This window comes from Rhodococcus sp. NPDC059969, assembly GCF_042738325.1.
Taxonomy (GTDB): Bacteria; Actinomycetota; Actinomycetes; order Mycobacteriales; family Mycobacteriaceae; genus Rhodococcus_F.
In genome coordinates this window covers 564,819-583,249 of the sequence record NZ_JBHWUF010000001.1, presented here as the reverse complement: position 1 = coordinate 583,249, position 18,431 = coordinate 564,819, and the positions used below count along the sequence as shown (strand labels likewise).

At 62.8% G+C, this 18,431-nt stretch carries 14 protein-coding genes and 2 tRNA genes; 15 read left to right on the top strand and 1 reads right to left on the bottom strand.

Features of this window, described 5'->3' with window-relative positions; translation table 11 throughout:
- Positions 1–44: 44 nt before the first annotated feature.
- The 14 genes from gnd (at position 45) to ACFWAD_RS02605 (ending at position 17,001) form a co-directional block, all read left to right on the top strand.
- Positions 45–953: a phosphogluconate dehydrogenase (NAD(+)-dependent, decarboxylating) gene (gene gnd / locus ACFWAD_RS02670; protein WP_378541166.1), complete on the top strand. Its 909-nt coding sequence runs from the start codon at positions 45–47 to the stop codon at positions 951–953.
- Positions 954–2,183 (top strand): DNA replication/repair protein RecF, encoded by a 1,230-nt coding sequence (gene recF / locus ACFWAD_RS02665; RefSeq protein ID WP_054828073.1) that lies wholly within the window; start codon positions 954–956, stop codon positions 2,181–2,183.
- Entirely contained in the window at positions 2,176–2,721 is a 546-nt protein-coding gene (locus tag ACFWAD_RS02660) for a DUF721 family protein (RefSeq protein ID WP_003942471.1), read from the top strand. Before recF ends, ACFWAD_RS02660 begins: the two co-directional genes overlap by 8 nt.
- Before the next feature lie 124 nt (positions 2,722–2,845).
- Positions 2,846–3,757: a metal-dependent hydrolase gene (locus ACFWAD_RS02655; RefSeq protein WP_378445273.1), complete on the top strand. Its 912-nt coding sequence runs from the start codon at positions 2,846–2,848 to the stop codon at positions 3,755–3,757.
- Positions 3,757–4,878 (top strand): PDR/VanB family oxidoreductase, encoded by a 1,122-nt coding sequence (locus tag ACFWAD_RS02650; RefSeq protein WP_378445763.1) that lies wholly within the window; start codon positions 3,757–3,759, stop codon positions 4,876–4,878. Before ACFWAD_RS02655 ends, ACFWAD_RS02650 begins: the two co-directional genes overlap by 1 nt.
- Positions 4,879–4,917: 39 nt before the next feature.
- Positions 4,918–5,841 carry an alpha/beta fold hydrolase gene (locus ACFWAD_RS02645; protein ID WP_378541163.1) on the top strand — a complete coding sequence of 308 codons (924 nt, stop codon included), beginning with the start codon at positions 4,918–4,920 and terminating at the stop codon, positions 5,839–5,841.
- A 197-nt stretch (positions 5,842–6,038) separates the two neighbouring features.
- Positions 6,039–8,075 (top strand): DNA topoisomerase (ATP-hydrolyzing) subunit B, encoded by a 2,037-nt coding sequence (gyrB, locus tag ACFWAD_RS02640; RefSeq protein ID WP_378445277.1) that lies wholly within the window; start codon positions 6,039–6,041, stop codon positions 8,073–8,075.
- 87 nt (positions 8,076–8,162) lie between these two features.
- A complete protein-coding gene (gene gyrA, locus ACFWAD_RS02635; protein ID WP_378445279.1) occupies positions 8,163–10,694 on the top strand; it encodes a DNA gyrase subunit A in 2,532 nt (843 codons plus the stop codon).
- Positions 10,694–12,073: a DUF3566 domain-containing protein gene (locus ACFWAD_RS02630; RefSeq protein WP_378541160.1), complete on the top strand. Its 1,380-nt coding sequence runs from the start codon at positions 10,694–10,696 to the stop codon at positions 12,071–12,073. Before gyrA ends, ACFWAD_RS02630 begins: the two co-directional genes overlap by 1 nt.
- Positions 12,074–12,148: 75 nt before the next feature.
- A tRNA-Ile gene (locus ACFWAD_RS02625) sits at positions 12,149–12,222 on the top strand.
- A 176-nt stretch (positions 12,223–12,398) separates the two neighbouring features.
- A tRNA-Ala gene (locus tag ACFWAD_RS02620) sits at positions 12,399–12,471 on the top strand.
- 288 nt (positions 12,472–12,759) lie between these two features.
- On the top strand, positions 12,760–13,869 hold the full coding sequence (locus tag ACFWAD_RS02615) for a hypothetical protein (RefSeq protein ID WP_378445283.1): 1,110 nt from the start codon (positions 12,760–12,762) through the stop codon (positions 13,867–13,869).
- 62 nt (positions 13,870–13,931) lie between these two features.
- Positions 13,932–15,596 carry an alpha/beta hydrolase gene (locus ACFWAD_RS02610; RefSeq protein ID WP_378541157.1) on the top strand — a complete coding sequence of 555 codons (1,665 nt, stop codon included), beginning with the start codon at positions 13,932–13,934 and terminating at the stop codon, positions 15,594–15,596.
- 127 nt (positions 15,597–15,723) lie between these two features.
- On the top strand, positions 15,724–17,001 hold the full coding sequence (locus ACFWAD_RS02605; protein ID WP_378541154.1) for a lipase family protein: 1,278 nt from the start codon (positions 15,724–15,726) through the stop codon (positions 16,999–17,001).
- Positions 17,002–17,059: 58 nt separating this feature from the next.
- On the opposite strand, the gene ACFWAD_RS02600 is transcribed toward ACFWAD_RS02605, so the two are convergent.
- Complete coding sequence (locus tag ACFWAD_RS02600) at positions 17,060–17,512, bottom strand: hypothetical protein (RefSeq protein ID WP_283305659.1); 453 nt, start codon at positions 17,510–17,512, stop codon at positions 17,060–17,062.
- 66 nt (positions 17,513–17,578) lie between these two features.
- Between ACFWAD_RS02600 and ACFWAD_RS02595 the strand changes: the two genes are divergently transcribed.
- Positions 17,579–18,220, top strand: a complete 642-nt coding sequence (locus tag ACFWAD_RS02595; protein WP_378541151.1) for a TetR/AcrR family transcriptional regulator — start codon at positions 17,579–17,581, stop codon at positions 18,218–18,220.
- Positions 18,221–18,431 lie beyond the last annotated feature (211 nt).

The following is an 18,431-nucleotide window of genomic DNA, read 5'->3' as shown; positions in this document are numbered from 1 at the left end:
GTGGTACCCCGCACTTCAGTTCGCGCCTGACCAGGGAGAACAGTATGAAGATCGGACTCGTAGGTCTCGGCAAGATGGGTTTCAACATGCGTGAGCGCTTGCGCGCGCATGGCCTCGAGGTAATCGGATACGACCCTCGACCGGAGGTCACCGACGTCGGGTCTCTTGCCGAACTCGCTGCTTCCCTCGAGGGACCTCGAGTCGTCTGGGTGATGGTTCCGGCCGGTGACATCACCCAGAGCACCATTGCCGAACTGGCGGATGCCCTCGAGGGCGGCGATCTGGTCATCGACGGTGGAAACTCGCGCTACACCGACGACGCTGTCCATGCGGAGCTGTTGGACGCCCGTGGGATCGGTTTCGTCGACTGCGGTGTCTCCGGTGGCATCTGGGGCCGTGAGAACGGCTACGGCCTGATGGTGGGCGGATCCGAGCCCGACGTGGCAAAGGCAATGCCGATCTTCGACGCTCTGCGCCCCGACGGCGACGCCGCCGACGGTTTTGTCCACGCCGGCCCTGTCGGTGCTGGTCACTACGCGAAGATGGTGCACAACGGCATCGAATACGGGCTGATGCAGGCGTATGCCGAAGGGTACGAGCTCCTCGAGGCGGAAAGCCTGATCGCGGACGTTCCGGGTGTTCTCCGAGCTTGGTCGAAGGGAACCGTCGTACGTTCGTGGTTGCTCGATCTGCTTGTCGACGCCCTCGAGGAAGATCCGGAGCTCGCGCAGATCACCGGCTATACCGAGGATTCCGGTGAGGGCCGCTGGACGGTAGAGGAAGCCATCAAGCACGCTGTCCCCGCTCCCGTCATCTCCGCTGCTCTGTTCGCGAGATTTGCTTCACGACAGGATGATTCACCGGCCATGAAGGCGGTGTCGGCCTTGCGCAATCAGTTCGGTGGTCACGCGGTCAAGAGCGCTTCGCCCAAGAATTCGGCTTCTGGAAGCTAAGTGTTCGTTCGTAGATTTTCGCTGCGTGACTTCCGATCCTGGGATTCGCTGACGCTCGACCTCACGCCGGGAACAACCGTGTTTCTCGGTTCGAACGGGCACGGTAAGACGAACGTCCTCGAGTCGCTCGGGTATCTGTCGACGCTGTCGTCACATCGAGTGTCCACGGATGCACCGATGATCCGCAGCGGTTCCGCCAGTGCCTTTGCCGGTGCAACGGTGGTCAACAACGGGCGTGAACTGACCATAGATGTCGAACTGATCGAGGGAAAGTCCAACCGCGCCAGGATAAATCAGTCACCGACGCGTCGTCCGCGTGAAGTGCTGGGGATTCTGCAGTCGGTGATGTTCGCGCCGGAGGATTTGTCGTTGGTACGCGGCGATCCTGGTGATCGTCGACGCTATCTCGACGAGTTGTTGACGTCCCGGATTCCCCGAATGGCCGCTGTCCGTGCGGATTACGACAAGGTGCTGCGCCAGCGTTCGGCGCTGCTCAAAACTGCCGGTGCGGCGCTGCGCAGAGGTTCTCGAGGTGGCGAGTCCGACAACGTCCTCTCCACCCTCGAGGTGTGGGACGGGCATCTGGCCGCTCACGGCGCACAATTGTTGGCCGGGCGCCTCGAGTTGGTCCACGATCTGGCGCCGCACCTGGCAGAGTCGTATCGTTCCATCGCGCCCGAATCCCGGCCGGCGTCGATTCGATACAAAAGCAGTCTGGGTTCGTCGTTGGATCCCGAATTCACCGACCCTGCAAGGATTTCCGGCATCGATGACGTCGCGTACCTCGAGGAGCGATTCCATCTCGAGTTGGCGCAGATGAGGTCGAAGGAAATCGATCGTGGAGTGTGTCTGGTCGGTCCGCATCGGGACGATCTGGAGCTGATTCTCGGCGACAGTCCGGCGAAAGGCTTTGCCAGCCATGGTGAATCGTGGTCTTTTGCGCTTTCGCTGAGACTGGCAGGTTTTGCTCTGTTGCGCGCGGACGGCAGCGACCCGGTCCTGATGCTCGACGACGTCTTTGCAGAATTGGACCGTCGTCGCCGTCGTGCGCTCGCCACTGTTGCCGCCACCGCCGAACAGGTTTTGATCACGGCTGCTGTTCCCGAAGACGTGCCGGACGAACTCGAGGCGGCCAAGTTCGGCGTCGAAGCCTCCGATACCGGAGACGGTCGGATATCTCGGATAGTGCCCGTAGGCTCGACAGATCAGGAGGTCGAGTTCGATGACTGAAGACAGCAGCGCGGCTCCGGAGCCCGAGCTCAAAGGGATCGATCTGGCGCGCCGTGCCCTCGAGGAGGCGCGCGCGACGGCCAAGGCCAATGGCAAGGCCGTCGGGCAGGGGCGTTCGTCGCCCAAATACGGAAGCGGTCGCCCGCGTCGGCGCAGCGGTTGGTCCGGCCCCGGCCCGGATGCGCGGGACCCTCAGCCGTTCGGCGCCCTCACCAGTGCGATCTCCAAGTCTCGTGGGTGGTCCCCCAAGGTGTCCGAGGGCACGGTCCTCGGTCGGTGGCCGCAGGTCGTCGGTGAAGACATTTCCGCACACGCCGAGCCGATTTCCCTGAAAGAAGGTGTACTCAGCATCTCCGCCGAGTCGACGGCGTGGGCTACTCAGTTGCGCATGATGCAGTCCCAGATTCTGGCCAAGATCGCTGCTGCCGTCGGTGACGGCGTCGTGAAGACACTGCGGATCACCGGACCGAGTGCGCCGAGCTGGCGCAAGGGTGAAAGGCATGTGAAAGGCCGCGGACCTCGCGATACGTACGGCTGAGGAAAACTCAACCAGGCCCTGGTTCTACCTATTACTTCGTGTTACAGTTAAAACTCGCTAGTGAGTGAACTGTGTCACAAGGCTGTCGTTCCCCACCGTTCGGCAGGCATGAAGGAGTAGCCAGATGTCGCAGAAGATATCGACACCCGCTTCGTCGTTCGCCGAGCCGGATCACATCCTGTTGCAGGCTCGCAATGTCGAGTTCGACTGGTCCGATCTGCCCATGCACTGGATTCCGGGCGATCCGTTCAGCACACACGTTCTCAACGTGCTTCACCTTCTCCTCCCTGCCGGTGAGGAATGGTTTGTCGAGACCTTCAAGGAAGCTCTTCCCCTGATCGAGGACGAAAAGCTCCGCGAAGACGTCGTCGGATTCATCGGCCAGGAGGCAATGCACTCCAACGCGCACTCGGGCGTGCTGGTCCATCTCAGGGAGAACGGCCTCGATCCGACGCCGTACACGCAGCAGATGGAATGGACCTTCTCGAAGCTGCTCGGTCCGCGCCCGATGACGGGACTGCGCGCTGAAAACCACCTGGTGGAGCGTTTGGCGATCATCGCGGCCATCGAACACATCACCGCTTTTCTCGGCGACTGGGTGCTCAACGCCAAGGGACTCGACAAAGCCGGCATGCACCCGACCATGCTCGATCTGCTCCGCTGGCACGGCGCCGAAGAGGTCGAACACCGCTCCGTCGCGTACGACGTCATGCGCTACTTCGACAAGCGCGAGACACGCCGCATCCGAACGCAGATCGTCGTCACACCGGTACTGGTGTGGCTGTGGATTCGTGGCACCAGGTTCCTCATGCGCAACGATCCCGAACTTGCCGCTCAGGCTCCCAGCCGTCGACGCCCCCACCTGTCCGATTTCATCGCGGCGGGTAAGCGAGGCACGGTTCCCACCTCGTTCGAGCTGGTCAAGCGGATGTCGACGTACTTCAGCAAGTCGTACCACCCCAGCAAAGAGGGCTCGACCGCCCAGGCGGTGCAGTACCTCGCGTCGTCACCCGCAGCACAGGCGGCTGCACGGTGATTTCACTCTCGAGGGTCAAGGACGTCATTTCCGGTCACGACGGGTTGCCGCGGTTTCCGGCGCCACCCGATCTGTCCGGCAAGAACCGTCCCGACCGCGCCATGCGCATCACGGAGTTGTTGGCGGACAAGTACCTTCGGGTGTTGACGGCCTACGACTACAACCCCGAGATCGCGGGCCACAACCCCGACACGGCCATGAACATGGTGGTCAGCACACGTGAGGTGGTGGCAACCGACGAGAACGTCGTTCGCCTGCGCTTCGAATCTGCAGACGGCTCACCGATTCCGCCGTGGCATCCGGGTTCGCACCTGGACTTCCATCTACCTTCGGGTCTGCGGCGTCAGTATTCGCTGTGCGGCGACCCGGCCGATCGCACGGGATACAGCGTCGCGGTGCGCCGGATCCCCGACGGCGGTGGCGGTTCCATCGAGATGCACGCCCTGCAGCCCGGTGAGCACGTCACGGTACGCGGACCTCGCAACGGCTTCCCCTTTGTGGGAGAAGGCAGCGCGTTGTTCGTCGCCGGCGGTATCGGCATCACACCGATCATCGCAATGGTCCGTGCGGCAAGAGAATTGGGGATGGACTGGTACTTCGTGTACTCGGGCCGATCCCGTGAATCCATGCCGTTCCTCGACGAGATCGCGACCTGGGATCCCGAACGTGTTTTCGTGCGCCCGGACGACGAATTCGGATTGCCCACCACCGCAGATCTTCTCGGACGAGCGCCGGTCGGCGGCGCCGTGTACTGCTGTGGCCCGACGCCGATGCTCGACGCAGTCCGCCGTGGATTCCGCGATACACCCTCTGCCGCTTTGCATTTCGAGCGGTTCGGGGCTCCGCCGGTGATCGACGGCAAGGAATTCGAAGTGCAGCTGGTCAATTCGGGTCAGGTGCTCACCGTGCCGGCCGACGAGTCCGCGCTCGACGTCATCAAGAAGACGTTGCCCGGGGTCGGGTACTCGTGTCAGCAGGGTTTCTGCGGAACCTGTCGTGTGAAGGTGCTGGCGGGTAAACCCGATCACCGCGAAAGGCGTCTGACCGACACCGAGCAGGAAACGGAGATGCTCATCTGCGTATCCCGTTCCGACGGTGGACGTCTCGTTCTCGATCTCTAGATTTCCCAGTCCGAAGGACTAACTCCGAAGGGTTCAACAATGTCCAAGCACTCTCCTGTCCATGCCGTGACCGCGCGTCGGGTGACCAACGGTTCCGTCAGCCTGGCCGTGTTCGAGCAGGGCAAGGCGGACGGCGAGACCATCGTCCTGGTGCATGGTTGGCCCGACACCCATGAATTGTGGAACCGCGTCGTGCCTTTGCTCGCAGACGACTTCCGCGTCGTCAGCTACGACAGTCGCGGGGCCGGCGAGAGCACGATCCCCTCGAGGGTGCAGGACTACCAACTGAGCGCACTGGCCGGCGATCTGTTCGCCGTCATCGACGCGGTCAGCCCGGGTAAGCCGGTACACGTCCTTGCACACGACTGGGGATCCGTCGAAACCTGGGAGGCAGTCTGCGAGCCGGGTGCCGAAGAGAAGATCGCGTCGTTCTCTTCCATCTCGGGCCCGAATCTCGATCATCTCGGTAAGTGGATCCGGGCGAGCGCGTCCAAGCGTCGTTTCCTCGGCCCGGCGGCGCAGGGAATCGCGTCGGCCTACACCGTTCTGTTCCAGATTCCCGGCCTGTGCACCCTTCCGTTGCGTCTGTGGTTCTCGAAGCACTGGCCGGCATTTCTGGGCTTCTTCGATGGTCTGGACCCCCGTGTGGTCAACACCGCGCCCACCATCGCCGACGACATGGTGAACGGACTCAAGCTTTATCGCGCCAACATCCGGCCGTCTCTCGGCAAGCCGCGGGATCGGTACACGGACGTGCCCGTTCAGCTCATTCTGAACAAGTACGACAAAGCCGTTCGTCCGGTGGGATACGAGGATGCCGAAAAATGGGTCTCCGACCTGCAGCGACGTGAAATTTCCGCGGGACACTGGTCGCCGTTTTCACATCCGGGCGAGGTTGCCGAACATGCGCGGGCATTTATCGCGAGCCTGAGAGAGCGTCGCTCGGAGAAGCAAAGTTCCTAGCGTTTCACCTTCAGGGGATCGTAAAAATTCGTCTGCGGCGCAGCCAGGGGTGTCATTGGCCGCTTCTAGTCGGTGCTTACCAGTAAGATGGTCAACGGTAACTAGCGGCAACATTCTCGAACCCGCTCCGACGACACCCGCAAGGGCTTGCTGACGGCTGCGCTCGAGTATTGACGGAGAAGGAGAGCTACCCACCCGTGGCTGCCCAGAAGTCAGATACAAGCACTTCCAGCAAGGACTACAACGCGTCGTCCATCACCGTCCTCGAAGGACTCGAGGCGGTACGTAAGCGTCCAGGCATGTACATCGGTTCCACCGGTGAACGCGGCCTGCACCACCTCATTTGGGAGGTCGTCGACAACTCGGTCGACGAGGCGATGGCCGGACACGCCACCAAAGTCGAGGTCACCCTCCTCGAAGACGGCGGAATCCGCGTCATCGACGACGGCCGTGGCATCCCGGTCGGCATGCACGCCTCCGGAGTACCCACCGTCGAGGTCGTGCTGACCCAGCTGCACGCCGGCGGCAAGTTCGACTCCGACTCCTATGCCGTCTCCGGTGGTCTGCACGGCGTCGGCATCTCGGTGGTCAACGCGCTCTCCACCCGGCTCGACGTCGACATCAAGGTCGACGGCTACCGGTGGCAGCAGACGTACACCGATTCCAAGCCGGGAGAGCTCGTACAGGGCGATCCGACGAAGGAGACCGGCACCACCGTCAGTTTCTGGGCTGATCCCGAGATCTTCGAGACCACCCGCTACAACTTCGAGACCGTTGCGCGTCGTCTGCAGGAAATGGCCTTCCTCAACAAGGGCTTGACCATCACGTTGACCGACGAGCGCGCCGAGGTCATCGACGACGAAGCTGCCGAGGTGGCCGAGGCTCCCAAGTCTGCTGCCGAAGAAGCCGAAGAAGCTGCTCATGCAGCGCCGCGTAAGTCCAAGACCCGCGTCTACCACTACCCCGGTGGACTCGAGGACTACGTCCGGCACATCAACAAGAGCAAGACCCCGATCCACAACTCGGTCGTCGGATTCACCGCCAAGGGCACCGGCCACGAGCTCGAGGTCGCAATGCAGTGGAACTCCGGTTACTCGGAGTCCGTCCACACCTTCGCCAACACCATCAACACCCACGAGGGTGGCACCCACGAAGAGGGCTTCCGCGCCGCACTGACCGCAACGGTCAACAAGTACGCGCTCGAAAAGAAGCTGCTCAAGGACAAGGATCCCAAGCTCACCGGTGACGACATCCGTGAAGGACTCGCGGCCATCATCTCGGTGAAGGTCGGTGAACCCCAGTTCGAGGGTCAGACCAAGACCAAGCTCGGCAATACCGAGGTCAAGTCCTTCGTGCAGAAGGCGTGCAACGAGCACCTCGCGCACTGGTTCGAGGCGAACCCCGCCGACGCGAAAACCATTGTGAACAAGGCTGTTTCGTCGGCGCAGGCCCGCGTCGCCGCACGTAAGGCGCGTGAGCTGGTCCGCCGTAAGAGCGCGACCGACCTCGGTGGCCTGCCAGGCAAGCTCGCCGATTGCCGCTCCAACGATCCGGAGAAGTCCGAGATCTACATCGTGGAGGGCGACTCCGCAGGCGGCTCGGCCAAGTCCGGCCGAGACTCGATGTACCAGGCGATCCTCCCGCTCCGCGGAAAGATCATCAACGTCGAGAAGGCGCGTATCGATCGCGTCCTCAAGAACACCGAAGTCCAGTCGATCATCACCGCGTTCGGCACGGGCATCCACGACGAGTTCGACATCGCCAAGCTGCGCTATCACAAGATCGTGCTCATGGCCGACGCCGACGTCGACGGTCAGCACATCGCAACGCTGCTGCTCACGCTGCTGTTCCGCTTCATGCGGCCGCTCGTCGAGCACGGCAAGGTCTATCTCGCGCAGCCGCCGCTGTACAAGCTCAAGTGGCAGAAGGGTGCGCAGCCGGAATTCGCGTACTCCGACCGCGAGCGCGACGCGATGGTCAAGGCAGGCCTCGAGTCCGGCAAGAAGATCAACAAGGACGACGGCATCCAGCGCTACAAAGGCCTCGGCGAGATGAACGCCAAGGAGCTGTGGGAAACCACGATGGACCCGACGGTGCGCGTTCTGCGTCTCGTCACGCTCGACGACGCGGCTGCTGCCGACGAGCTGTTCAGCGTGCTGATGGGCGAAGACGTCGAAGCACGACGCAGCTTCATCACCCGCAATGCCCGGGACGTTCGTTTCCTCGACGTGTAGGGCCTGCGGCCCTGTGAGCGGTTGAGGAGTCCCCGGACTCCTTTTCCGCGCACAAGGGCTTGCCCCCTCTTTTAAGAAAGTGAGCTCATGACCGACACCACGTTGCCGCCGGACGGTCCGCAACACGACCGGATCGAACCGGTCGACATCCAGCAGGAAATGCAGAACAGCTACATCGACTACGCCATGAGCGTCATCGTCGGTCGCGCTCTGCCGGATGTCCGCGACGGACTCAAGCCGGTGCACCGCCGCGTGCTCTACGCGATGTACGACAACGGATATCGCCCCGACCGCGGATACGTGAAGTCTGCCCGACCGGTCGCCGAGACCATGGGTAACTACCACCCCCACGGCGACTCCTCGATCTACGACACGTTGGTCCGTATGGCCCAGCCGTGGTCGCTGCGTTACCCGCTCGTCGACGGTCAGGGAAACTTCGGCTCCCGCGGCAACGACGGCGCAGCCGCCATGCGTTACACCGAGTGCAGGCTTACGCCGCTCGCGATGGAAATGCTGCGCGAAATCGACCACGAGACAGTCGATTTCACCCCGAACTACGACGGCAAGACGCAGGAACCGACGGTTCTGCCCAGCCGTATCCCGAACCTTCTGATCAACGGTTCCAACGGCATCGCCGTCGGTATGGCCACCAACATTCCGCCGCACAACCTGCGTGAAGTTGCCGACGCCATCTACTGGGCGCTCGAGAACTTCGAGGCGGACGAGGAAGCCACTCTCGCAGCCGTCATGGAGCGCATCAAGGGACCCGACTTCCCGACGCACGGTCTCATCGTCGGTGGACAGGGCATCCAGGACGCCTACACCACCGGTCGTGGATCCGTTCGTATGCGCGGCGTCGTCGAGATCGAAGAAGATGCCAAGGGCCGCACCACGATCGTCATCACCGAGCTGCCCTACCAGGTCAACCCGGACAACCTGATCACCTCCATCGCGGAGCAGGTTCGTGACGCCAAGATCGGTGGCATCTCCGACATCCACGACGAGTCCTCGGACCGCGTCGGCATGCGCATCGTCGTCACCGTCAAGCGTGACGCTGTTGCCAAGGTCGTGCTGAACAATCTGTACAAGCACACCCAGCTGCAGACCAGCTTCGGCTGCAACATGCTCTCCATCGTCGACGGAGTGCCGCGCACGCTGCGCCTCGACCAGATGATCCGTCTGTACACGACGCATCAGCTCGAGGTCATCGTTCGTCGTACCAGGTACCTGCTTCGCAAGGCACAGGAGCGCGCCCACATCCTGCGCGGTCTGGTCAAGGCGCTCGACGCTCTGGACGAGGTCATCGCCTTGATCCGTGCGTCGCAGACCGTCGACATCGCTCGCGCCGGATTGATGGAACTCCTCGACGTCGACGAGATCCAGGCCGACGCCATCCTCGGCATGCAGCTGCGTCGTCTCGCCGCCCTCGAGCGTCAGAAGATCGTCGACGAGTTGGCCGAGATCGAACTCGAAATCGCGGACCTCGAAGACATTCTGGCTCGCCCGGAGCGTCAGCGCGCGATCGTTCGTGACGAGCTCAAGGAAATCGTCGACAAGTACGGCGACGACCGTCGTACCCGCATCATCGCCGCCGACGGAGACGTCAACGACGAGGATCTGATCGCCCGCGAAGACGTCGTCGTCACGATCACCGAGACCGGCTACGCCAAGCGCACCAAGACCGATCTCTACCGCTCGCAGAAGCGCGGCGGCAAGGGTGTTCAGGGCGCCGGCCTCAAGCAGGACGACATCGTCTCGCACTTCTTCGTCACCTCGACGCACGACTGGCTGCTGTTCTTCACCACGAAGGGCCGCGTCTACCGCGCCAAGGCTTACGAACTGCCCGAGGCGAGCCGTACCGCTCGCGGTCAGCACGTGGCCAACCTGCTGGCCTTCCAGCCGGACGAGCGCATCCAGTCCGTCATCCAGATCAAGACGTACGAAGACGCGCCCTACCTGGTGCTCGCCACTCGCAACGGTCTGGTCAAGAAGTCCAAGCTCACCGACTTCGACTCCAACCGCAGCGGTGGCATCGTCGCCATCAACCTGCGTGGTGAAGACGAACTGGTCGGCGCTGTTCTTTGCTCCGCCGACGACGACCTGCTTCTCGTCTCGGCACAGGGCCAGTCGATCCGCTTCTCGGCCACCGACGAGGCACTGCGTCCGATGGGCCGCGCAACGTCCGGCGTCCAGGGCATGCGCTTCAACGGTGACGACGAGCTGCTCTCGCTCAACGTCGTTCGTGAAGGCACATTCCTCCTGGTCGCCACCTCGGGCGGTTACTCCAAGCGAACCGGCATGGAGGACTACCCGGTGCAGGGTCGCGGCGGCAAGGGCGTGCTCACGATTCAGTACGACAAGAAACGTGGCACTCTGGTCGGTGCGCTCATCGTCGACGACGACGACGAGCTGTACGCGATCACCTCGGGCGGCGGCGTCATCAGGACGGCAGCCAAGCAGGTTCGTAAGGCAGGACGCCAGACCAAGGGCGTGCGTCTGATGAACCTCGGCGAAGGCGACACACTGCTCGCGATTGCGCGCAACGCCGACGAGCCCGAAGAGCTCGCTGCAGAGACCACCGACAACGCAGACAATGCCGATGGAGCTAAGGAGTCCTAGTGAGCACTCCCAACCAGCCGGGCAGTGACCAGAAGAGCGGAAGCCCTTCAGGTTCGACGCCACCGAAGCCGGAGCAGGCAACTGCTCCGGCGGGGCCGCAGACCTCGAAACCTGCAGCTCCAGCGGACGGCGGACCCAAAGCTTCCGAGGCAGCTCCGGCGCCCAAGGCACCTGAGCCGCCTCGCGGCCCGTCGACTCAGAAGCCGGCGGGTGGGGCTTCCGACGCTGCGGGTGCGGCCAAGGGTCAGGCTCCTTCCGCTCCTTCTGTGGCTCCGGCTGCGCCGGTAACTCCGGCGAAGGGTGACGGTCAGGCTCCGCCGCAACCGGTTTCCAATCAGGCTCGTGGCAGCCAGGCACCGCCTTGGCAGCGCGGACCCCAGCCGTCAGGTCAGCCGCAGGGGCAGCCAGCTCAAAATCCGGCTGCCCAGAGTCCGGCTGCCCAGAGTCCGGCATCCAAGGCTCAGGCACCGCAGAATCAGGCTCCGCAAAGTCAGCCGCAGACCAACATCACGCGCCCAGCCGGCGCTGGTGCTCCTGCGGGTCGACCGGCAGCTCCTGCCGGGGGTAAGCCACCTGCCGGTCCGCAGCGTCCTGCAGCGGCCGGCCCGGCGCAGGGTGGCCCGGCCAAAAACCCCGCGCAGGGTGGTGCGCCGAAGGGACAGCCTCAAGCGGGTCGTCCTGCCGCCGGTGCACAGGCAGGTCGCCCTGCCGGGAACCCTTCGGCGCGTCCCGTCGTGACGGGAACGGCGGCGGCCGCAGCTACCGGTGGCGTCGCCGGCGCGGCAGCAGCCAAGGCTGTTACACCCTCGGGCGCAAATCCCAAGGCTGCAAACGCCACAGTCGCCAATCCCACGGTCGCGAATCCGAAAGCAAAGGCTGCTGCGATCGACGGGCCCACTCGGCACATCGATCGCAAGGATCTGCCGAAGGACATGCCTGACCTCTCCGAGGCCAAGCATCCGTTGCCTGCTGCGGTGAAGGGTGAGAAAACTCACGCCGTATCGGCTTCGGTCGTCGACGGTGCGCCACTGCGCGCAACGGTTCAGATCCGTCGTATCGACCCGTGGTCCACGCTCAAGATCACATCCGTGATCTCGGTGTCGCTGTTCTTCGTGTGGATGGTGGCCGTCGGGCTGCTCTACGTCGTTCTCGACGGAATGGGCGTCTGGGATCGCCTGAACAACGCGTTCACCGACATCGTTGCCGACGGCGGCTCCGACGGTCTCGTGACAGCGGGCCAGGTGTTCGGCTACGCCGCGCTGATCGGCATCGCGAACATGGTGCTTTTCACGGCACTCGTCACGATCGGATCGTTCATCTACAACCTCTGCAGCGACCTGGTTGGCGGCGTAGAGGTAACTCTCGCCGACCGCGACTGACCTGCGAAAACATTGCTCCGCCGGGCCCGTTTTGGTGTCAGCGGCCCGGTGGGGTAATCTTTGGAATCGGTTCAGGGGCCTATAGCTCAGGTGGTTAGAGCGCTTTACTGATAATGAAGAGGTCGGAGGTTCAAGTCCTCCTAGGCCCACTCCCATGTGCCGAAGAAGGGTTGCTGGAATGAAGGTTTTCCTGCTTGTCGGGGCCGGAATTCTGGTAGCTCTCGGGGTCACCAAGCTGATCAAAAGTCAGCGCGGAGACAAGGTTTGGCACGATTTGGAAACAGGATAGAACCTAGGTACTCTGACTCCGGTCAGAAAACCGAACGGGGCCTTAGCTCAGTTGGTAGAGCGCTGCCTTTGCAAGGCAGATGTCAGGAGTTCGAATCTCCTAGGCTCCACAGTAAGAAAACACCCTCCCGGGATCCGGGAGGGTGTTTTTGTATACCGATGTACCCCGTGTCTGCCCGCGTCTGCCCAGTCGTGCCCGACTTGCCCGACTTGTGTGCCCCCGTTTTTGAGCGAACGGCACTTTCGGCGCACTGGAGGCGATGAACATGCCGTTCGCTCGGAGTGGGTGGCCAGAACCGCGCCCACTATGGACCGTTCGTCCCGAATTCTCCGGAAAGTCTAGTGGTCATAACCAGCTGGGCGTACCGTGGGGAGAACCCAATTTCAGGAGGTTCGTAGTGCTTCACAACGACATTCCCAGCCACGGTGAAATTGCCGCACTCGCGGAGGTGGAGGGGCCCACCTGCATCACCATCGTTACTCCGACTGAAGATGCACCGCAGGATTACGACAAAGCGCGCATAGCCTTCAAGGACCAGGTCCGCTCGGCACTCGCATCGGTGGAGGATCCCGCCGAGCGCAAGCAGTTCGAGGCCGAATACGCAGAGCTCGACGACGACGACGATTTCTGGCGCTTCCAGTCGCGCTCATTGGTCACGTACGCGACGCCGGAGCGTCTGGTGACCTTCCGCCTCCCCAACCGTCTGCAGGCGCTCGAAACGGTCAGCGATCGGTTCCACCTCAAGCCACTGCTCCGTTCGGTGACGTTCCCCCAGACGGCGTTTGTTCTCGCCCTGGCAGAGGGTTCGGTGCGACTGATCGAGATCGCCGCCGATCAGCCCGCCGACGAGGTCCGTGTTCAGGGAATGCCGAAGAACGCTGCGGATCACGCGGGCAAGTCGTCGATCAACAGCCGTACCGAGGCGGGTCGGTTGTCGGGGTCGGACAGCCGAAAGTTGCGCGTCAATCAGTACGCGCGCGCAGTCGATCACGAGGTCCGCGGTGTGCTCGCCGGCCGTGACGTCCCCTTGATCCTGGCTGCTGCCGAACCCATCGCGTCGGTGTATCGCTCCGTGAATTCGTACCGTCATTTGGTCGACAAAACCGTCGAGGGAAACCCGGAAGCCTTGTCGACGCAGGAAGTGGCGGACGGTTCGCGTCCGGCGCTCGACGACTTCCACGCCGAGCAGCTGGCGGCGGTGCGGGACACCTTCAATGTGCGCACGGAACAGGGACGCACTCAGACGGACGTCGCCGACGTGGCAACAGCCGCGACGTACGGACAGGTCGACACCGTTTTCATCGACATCGATTCCGTCGTACCCGGAAGTCTCGATCCCCAGACAGGCGCTCTCACGACCGGTGAGTCGACCAACGGAAGCACCTACGGTGTCGTCGACGAGATCGCTCGTCGTTCGCTCTTGACGGGCGCTCGGGTGCTCGCTGTTCGCGCGGAGGACATTCCGGGCGGCGGCGCAGTCGCCGCGATTTTGCGCTTCGCTCCGTAAACAGACTGGACGCGTGTGCGCCTCGTGACCTGATTCGGGCACGGGGCGCATACGATTCCGGCATGAAACGTGTGTGGGAACGGCTGCGCCTCTACTGCAAGACGCTGCACCCGGTCGGGCTTGCCTTTGCTCTGGTCTTCTTCACCTGGTCGATGAGTCCGTCCCTGTTGCCGCGCGCGTGGTACCTCCAGGGCGTTGCGACGGGCATCTCGCTCGCCATGGGATACGGCGTCGGCGTCACGGTTGCCTGGATGATCCGCAAGTGCGGCGTCGAGCCGCAATGGTCGGATCGCACGAAAAAGATCGGCTGGCGAATCCTGCTGGTCGCGGCCGTCATTCTGGTTCCGACGTTCTTGGTCCTCGGTTCGTGGTGGCAGCAGATCGTCCGCGATCTCGTGGAAGCTCCACGCACCAATCAGGCGAATTACCTTCTGGTGCTGATGATTTCGCTCGGAATCTGGTTCATCCTGCTCGAGGCCGGACGTGGTCTTCGGTTCACCACCAACAAGCTCACCGCAGTCGCGCTTCGGTTCGTTCCCCTCGAAGCGGCGAAGGTCGGCAGCTTGATCGTCATCTTCGCTCTCGGCATCTTCATCGTGAATGGTGCGCTGTACAACGGGCTGATCGCATTCGCGAACTGGAGTTTCTCCGGCGCCGATCACGAAACTCCGGACGGCATCGAACAACCATTGATCGCCGAGCGCAGTGGTTCGCCGATGTCCGCCGAGGCTTGGGATTCTCTTGGCCAGGAGGGGCGCACCTTCATGGGCAGCGGTCCCACCGCAGCCGAGATCTCTGCGTTGACCGGACGTGAAGCGAAGCAACCGATCCGCGTGTACGCCGGACGGGAATCCTCGGACTCGATCAACGGTGTGGCACAGCGCGTCGTCGACGAGTTGGAGCGCACCGGTGGATTCGACCGCGGAACCCTCGCAGTCGTGACGACCACCGGCCGCGGTTGGGTGAACGAGGACGTCGCGTCGGCGTTCGAGTACGTCGAGGGCGGCGACACGGCGATCGCGTCGATGCAGTACTCGTTCCTTCCGAGTCCGTTGGCCTTCATCGCCGACCGCGAGACGCCGATGATCGCCGGGCGCGCGCTGTTCAACGCGGTGTACGCCAAGTGGATCGACCTGCCTGTGGAGACGCGACCCGAGTTGGTTGTCTTCGGTGAGAGCCTCGGCTCCTACGGTGGCCAGGCCGCATTTGCCGGCGCTCAGGACATGATGACGCGTGTCGACGGCGCACTGTGGGTCGGAACCCCCAACTTCACTGCTCAGTGGCAGGAAATCACGGACAGTCGTGACTCGGGTTCGAAGGAAATTCTGCCGGTGATCGACGGTGGACGCGCCATTCGGTTTGCCGGTGATCCGGAGGATCTGGAGCTGAAATCGGATTGGGACGACGACCGCATCGTGTACTGGCAGCACGCCAGCGACCCGATCACGTGGTGGTCCTTCGACCTGCTGCTCAACAAGCCGGATTGGCTCAAGGAACCGTTGGGTCGAGACGTGGATCCGGGAATGACGTGGGTGCCGCTCGTGACGTTCTGGCAGGTCACCCTCGACATGGTGTTCTCGGCTGACGTCCCGTCCGGGCACGGTCACAACTACGGCGAGGATGCGGCAGACATGTGGGCCAAGATCCTGCATCCCGAGGCGTGGACCTCGGCTGATACCGGCAAGCTTCGTTCGCTACTGACATCGAATCTGGAGCCCACGAAGTAGTTATAAAGGGTTGTAATTCAGCCTGTTAAGGCAAAAACCTCACGAAAAAGTGTTACGTGAGGTATGTGTTACTCTGCGTTCGCTGTGTGCCAAGCCACAGCGCAGGCGAACGTGGGGAGATCGAAACGTGAAGAGCAGAGCATGGTGGGCGGCCGGGGTCTCCGTCGCAGCACTGGTCATGGGTGCTGTGACGGCCCCTGCCGCAACGGCGGAGCCGGCGGATTTCTACACACCGCCGTCCGAGCTTCCGGCAGGTGCCAACGGAGACCTCATCAAGAGCGAGCCGTCACCACTGCTGCTGAGCGTGCCTGGATCGAACGGTGCATGGCCGGCGACTGCCACCAAGATCATGTACCGAAGCGAGGACGCCAAGGGTGCCCCCGTTGCCGTGACGGGCACCTATCTCGAACCGTCGAATCCGTGGACCGGGCAGGGGGCGCGTCCACTGGTTGCCGCAGCGGTGGGAACTCATGGACAGGGCGATCAGTGCGCACCGTCCAAGCTGTTCAACACCGGTATCGAGTATCAGCTCCCGACGGACGTCATGGTCGGCTACGAGTCCATCTGGGTGAACACGTTGCTGCTCAACGGCATTGCCGTCGTCGTCACCGACTACGAGGGTCTCGGAACTCCGGGCGATCACACCTACGTCAACCGTGAAGCCGAAGCGCATGCCGTTCTGGACTCGGTGCGCGCCGCTCAGCAACTCCCGAACACGAGCATTCCCGCCGACGGACCCGTCGGACTGTGGGGTTACTCGCAAGGTGGTGGAGCTGCCGCTGCCGCAACGGAATTGAAGCCGTCGTACGCTCCCGAACTTGATCTCAAGGGCACGTACGCAGGCGCACCGCCCGCTGATCTGGCGGCGACGCTGCAGCAGGTCGACGGCACGTTCCTCACCGGAGTGATCGGATACGCGCTCAACGGAATCGTCGCGCAGTACCCCGAGGTCCAGCCGTTGCTCGACGCCGAAATCAACGATCGTGGCCGACAGATGTTGGCCGCCACCAAGAACCAGTGCGTCGCCGAAAGTGGTCTGCAGTTCGGCTTCCAGCAGTCGTCGAGCTTCACCAATTCCGGTGAATCGCTCTCCGCAGTTCTGGCGCGCCTACCCATGGCGCAGGCGATCCTCGACGAACAGAAGATCGGCAACCTGACGCCGGAGTCGCCCGTGTTGATCCAGCACGGCCGCTCCGATGACATCGTTCCGTTCGGCCAGGGACAGCAATTGGCGCAAGACTGGTGCGGCAAGGGCGCGACGGTGCAGTTCTCCGTCAACGAACTGCCCCCGATCATTCCGGGACTGGCAATCAATCACGCGACGCCGTATCTGGTCGGTACCCCCGAATCCGTCGGGTACATGATCGATCGCTTCAACAACGTCCCGGCACCGTCCAACTGCTGACGGCCAGGCATCGAAAAGCCCCGGAACACACTGTGTTCCGGGGCTTTTCGTATGTCGACTACGCGGTCTTCTCGGCCGAGTTCTCCTCGAGGCGCGGGGGTGCGGAAGCGACCGGCGGATGTTCGCGTCGGCGGCTCTTGAAGAACACCGCGCCACCGATCACCGCAACACCGGCGATGACGAACACGGTGACGCGCTTGCGGCCGCGAGGCTTCTCGGCGCGTTCCGCGGACTTTGCCGGGATGGCCTTGGCGCGCTCGACGCCCTTCTTGGCGAGGACTTTGCCCTGACGACCCAGGAACAACCCGACCTGCCCGGCGCCGCGAGCGACCGACGTCGCGACCACCGCGGCGATACGGCGAGCGTTGTCGGCTGCCTCGGACTCCTTGATACGAGCCGCTGTCTCTTCGAGGTAGGCGGCGGTCTCGTCGAAGGTGTCCTCGACGCGGGCGCGCGCGTGATCGAAGGTGTCGGGCAACTGCGTGCTGAGGGACTCGGTCACTCGTGTCATGACATCACTTTGCCACAACGGTTGTCTCCGGGTCGGTCGGTCGCAGATCGGACTTACGATGGATGAATGTCGACTTCCCCTGCACGGTCCCGTCGAGGCCCGGGCCGACCTGCGATTACGTCGACGGACGAGATTCTCGATGCAGCGGAACGGGTGGGTTTGGACCGCCTGACGCGGGCGGAGGTCGCACAGGTCCTGGGCGTTTCCGCTGCGACGATTCGCCATCACGTCGACTCGACCGATCGTCTGTACTCGTTGGCGTGTGCGAGAGCTTTCGGACGTCTGCAGTTGGATTCGGATTCGAAGTCCTGGCAGGACTACCTTCGGACGTTAGGTCAGCGCTTCGCTGAACTCGTGACTGCCACGCCGGGGCTCGAGGACTACGTGCTTCGAGGGCCTTACGAAGAGGACACTCTGGAGCAGTTCGAGCGAATCATGAATGAGGTACTTCTACGGGAGCCTGAATTCGACCGTGCAACAGCACATTTGCTCGGCTCTCGAACATTGATCATTTCGGCGGCGCTGCATACACCGGCGCGCAATCGTTACCCGGATTCGCGGTACCCGAAGCCTGACACCCTCTCGGCTGTTGTTTCCTGGACGCTCGACGCCTTCCTGGTCGGTGCCGAGAAGATGATCGATTCCGGTCTCATTCCCACGGTCGTTCCAACTCCTGACGCTTCTTGGACTCACATTTCAGATCACTAGATGTCATCCCTTCGTAGGAAGGTAAGGCAACCCACATTAATTATTGCTACTGTGGCAATTATGAATAGACACAGGTGGAGGCCAAGATTTCTGGTTGCAGCCGGGGCTGCGTTAGTGCTCGCGCTCGCTGGATGTTCATCGGACACGGGCGTGGACGACGACGGAAGTCCGGCAGCGAGCGGGAGCTATCCGGTGACCGTGAGCACGGAAT

Excerpts from the sequence above, each read along its gene's own strand:
- gnd (WP_378541166.1), top strand. The coding sequence starts at position 45 with ATGAAGATCGGACTCGTAGGTCTCGGCAAGATGGGTTTCAACATGCGT.
- ACFWAD_RS02660 (WP_003942471.1), top strand. The coding sequence starts at position 2,176 with ATGACTGAAGACAGCAGCGCGGCTCCGGAGCCCGAGCTCAAAGGGATC.
- ACFWAD_RS02655 (WP_378445273.1), top strand. The coding sequence starts at position 2,846 with ATGTCGCAGAAGATATCGACACCCGCTTCGTCGTTCGCCGAGCCGGAT.
- ACFWAD_RS02645 (WP_378541163.1), top strand. The coding sequence starts at position 4,918 with ATGTCCAAGCACTCTCCTGTCCATGCCGTGACCGCGCGTCGGGTGACC.
- gyrA (WP_378445279.1), top strand. The coding sequence starts at position 8,163 with ATGACCGACACCACGTTGCCGCCGGACGGTCCGCAACACGACCGGATC.
- ACFWAD_RS02610 (WP_378541157.1), top strand. The coding sequence starts at position 13,932 with ATGAAACGTGTGTGGGAACGGCTGCGCCTCTACTGCAAGACGCTGCAC.
- ACFWAD_RS02600 (WP_283305659.1), bottom strand. The coding sequence starts at position 17,512 with ATGACACGAGTGACCGAGTCCCTCAGCACGCAGTTGCCCGACACCTTC.
- ACFWAD_RS02595 (WP_378541151.1), top strand. The coding sequence starts at position 17,579 with ATGTCGACTTCCCCTGCACGGTCCCGTCGAGGCCCGGGCCGACCTGCG.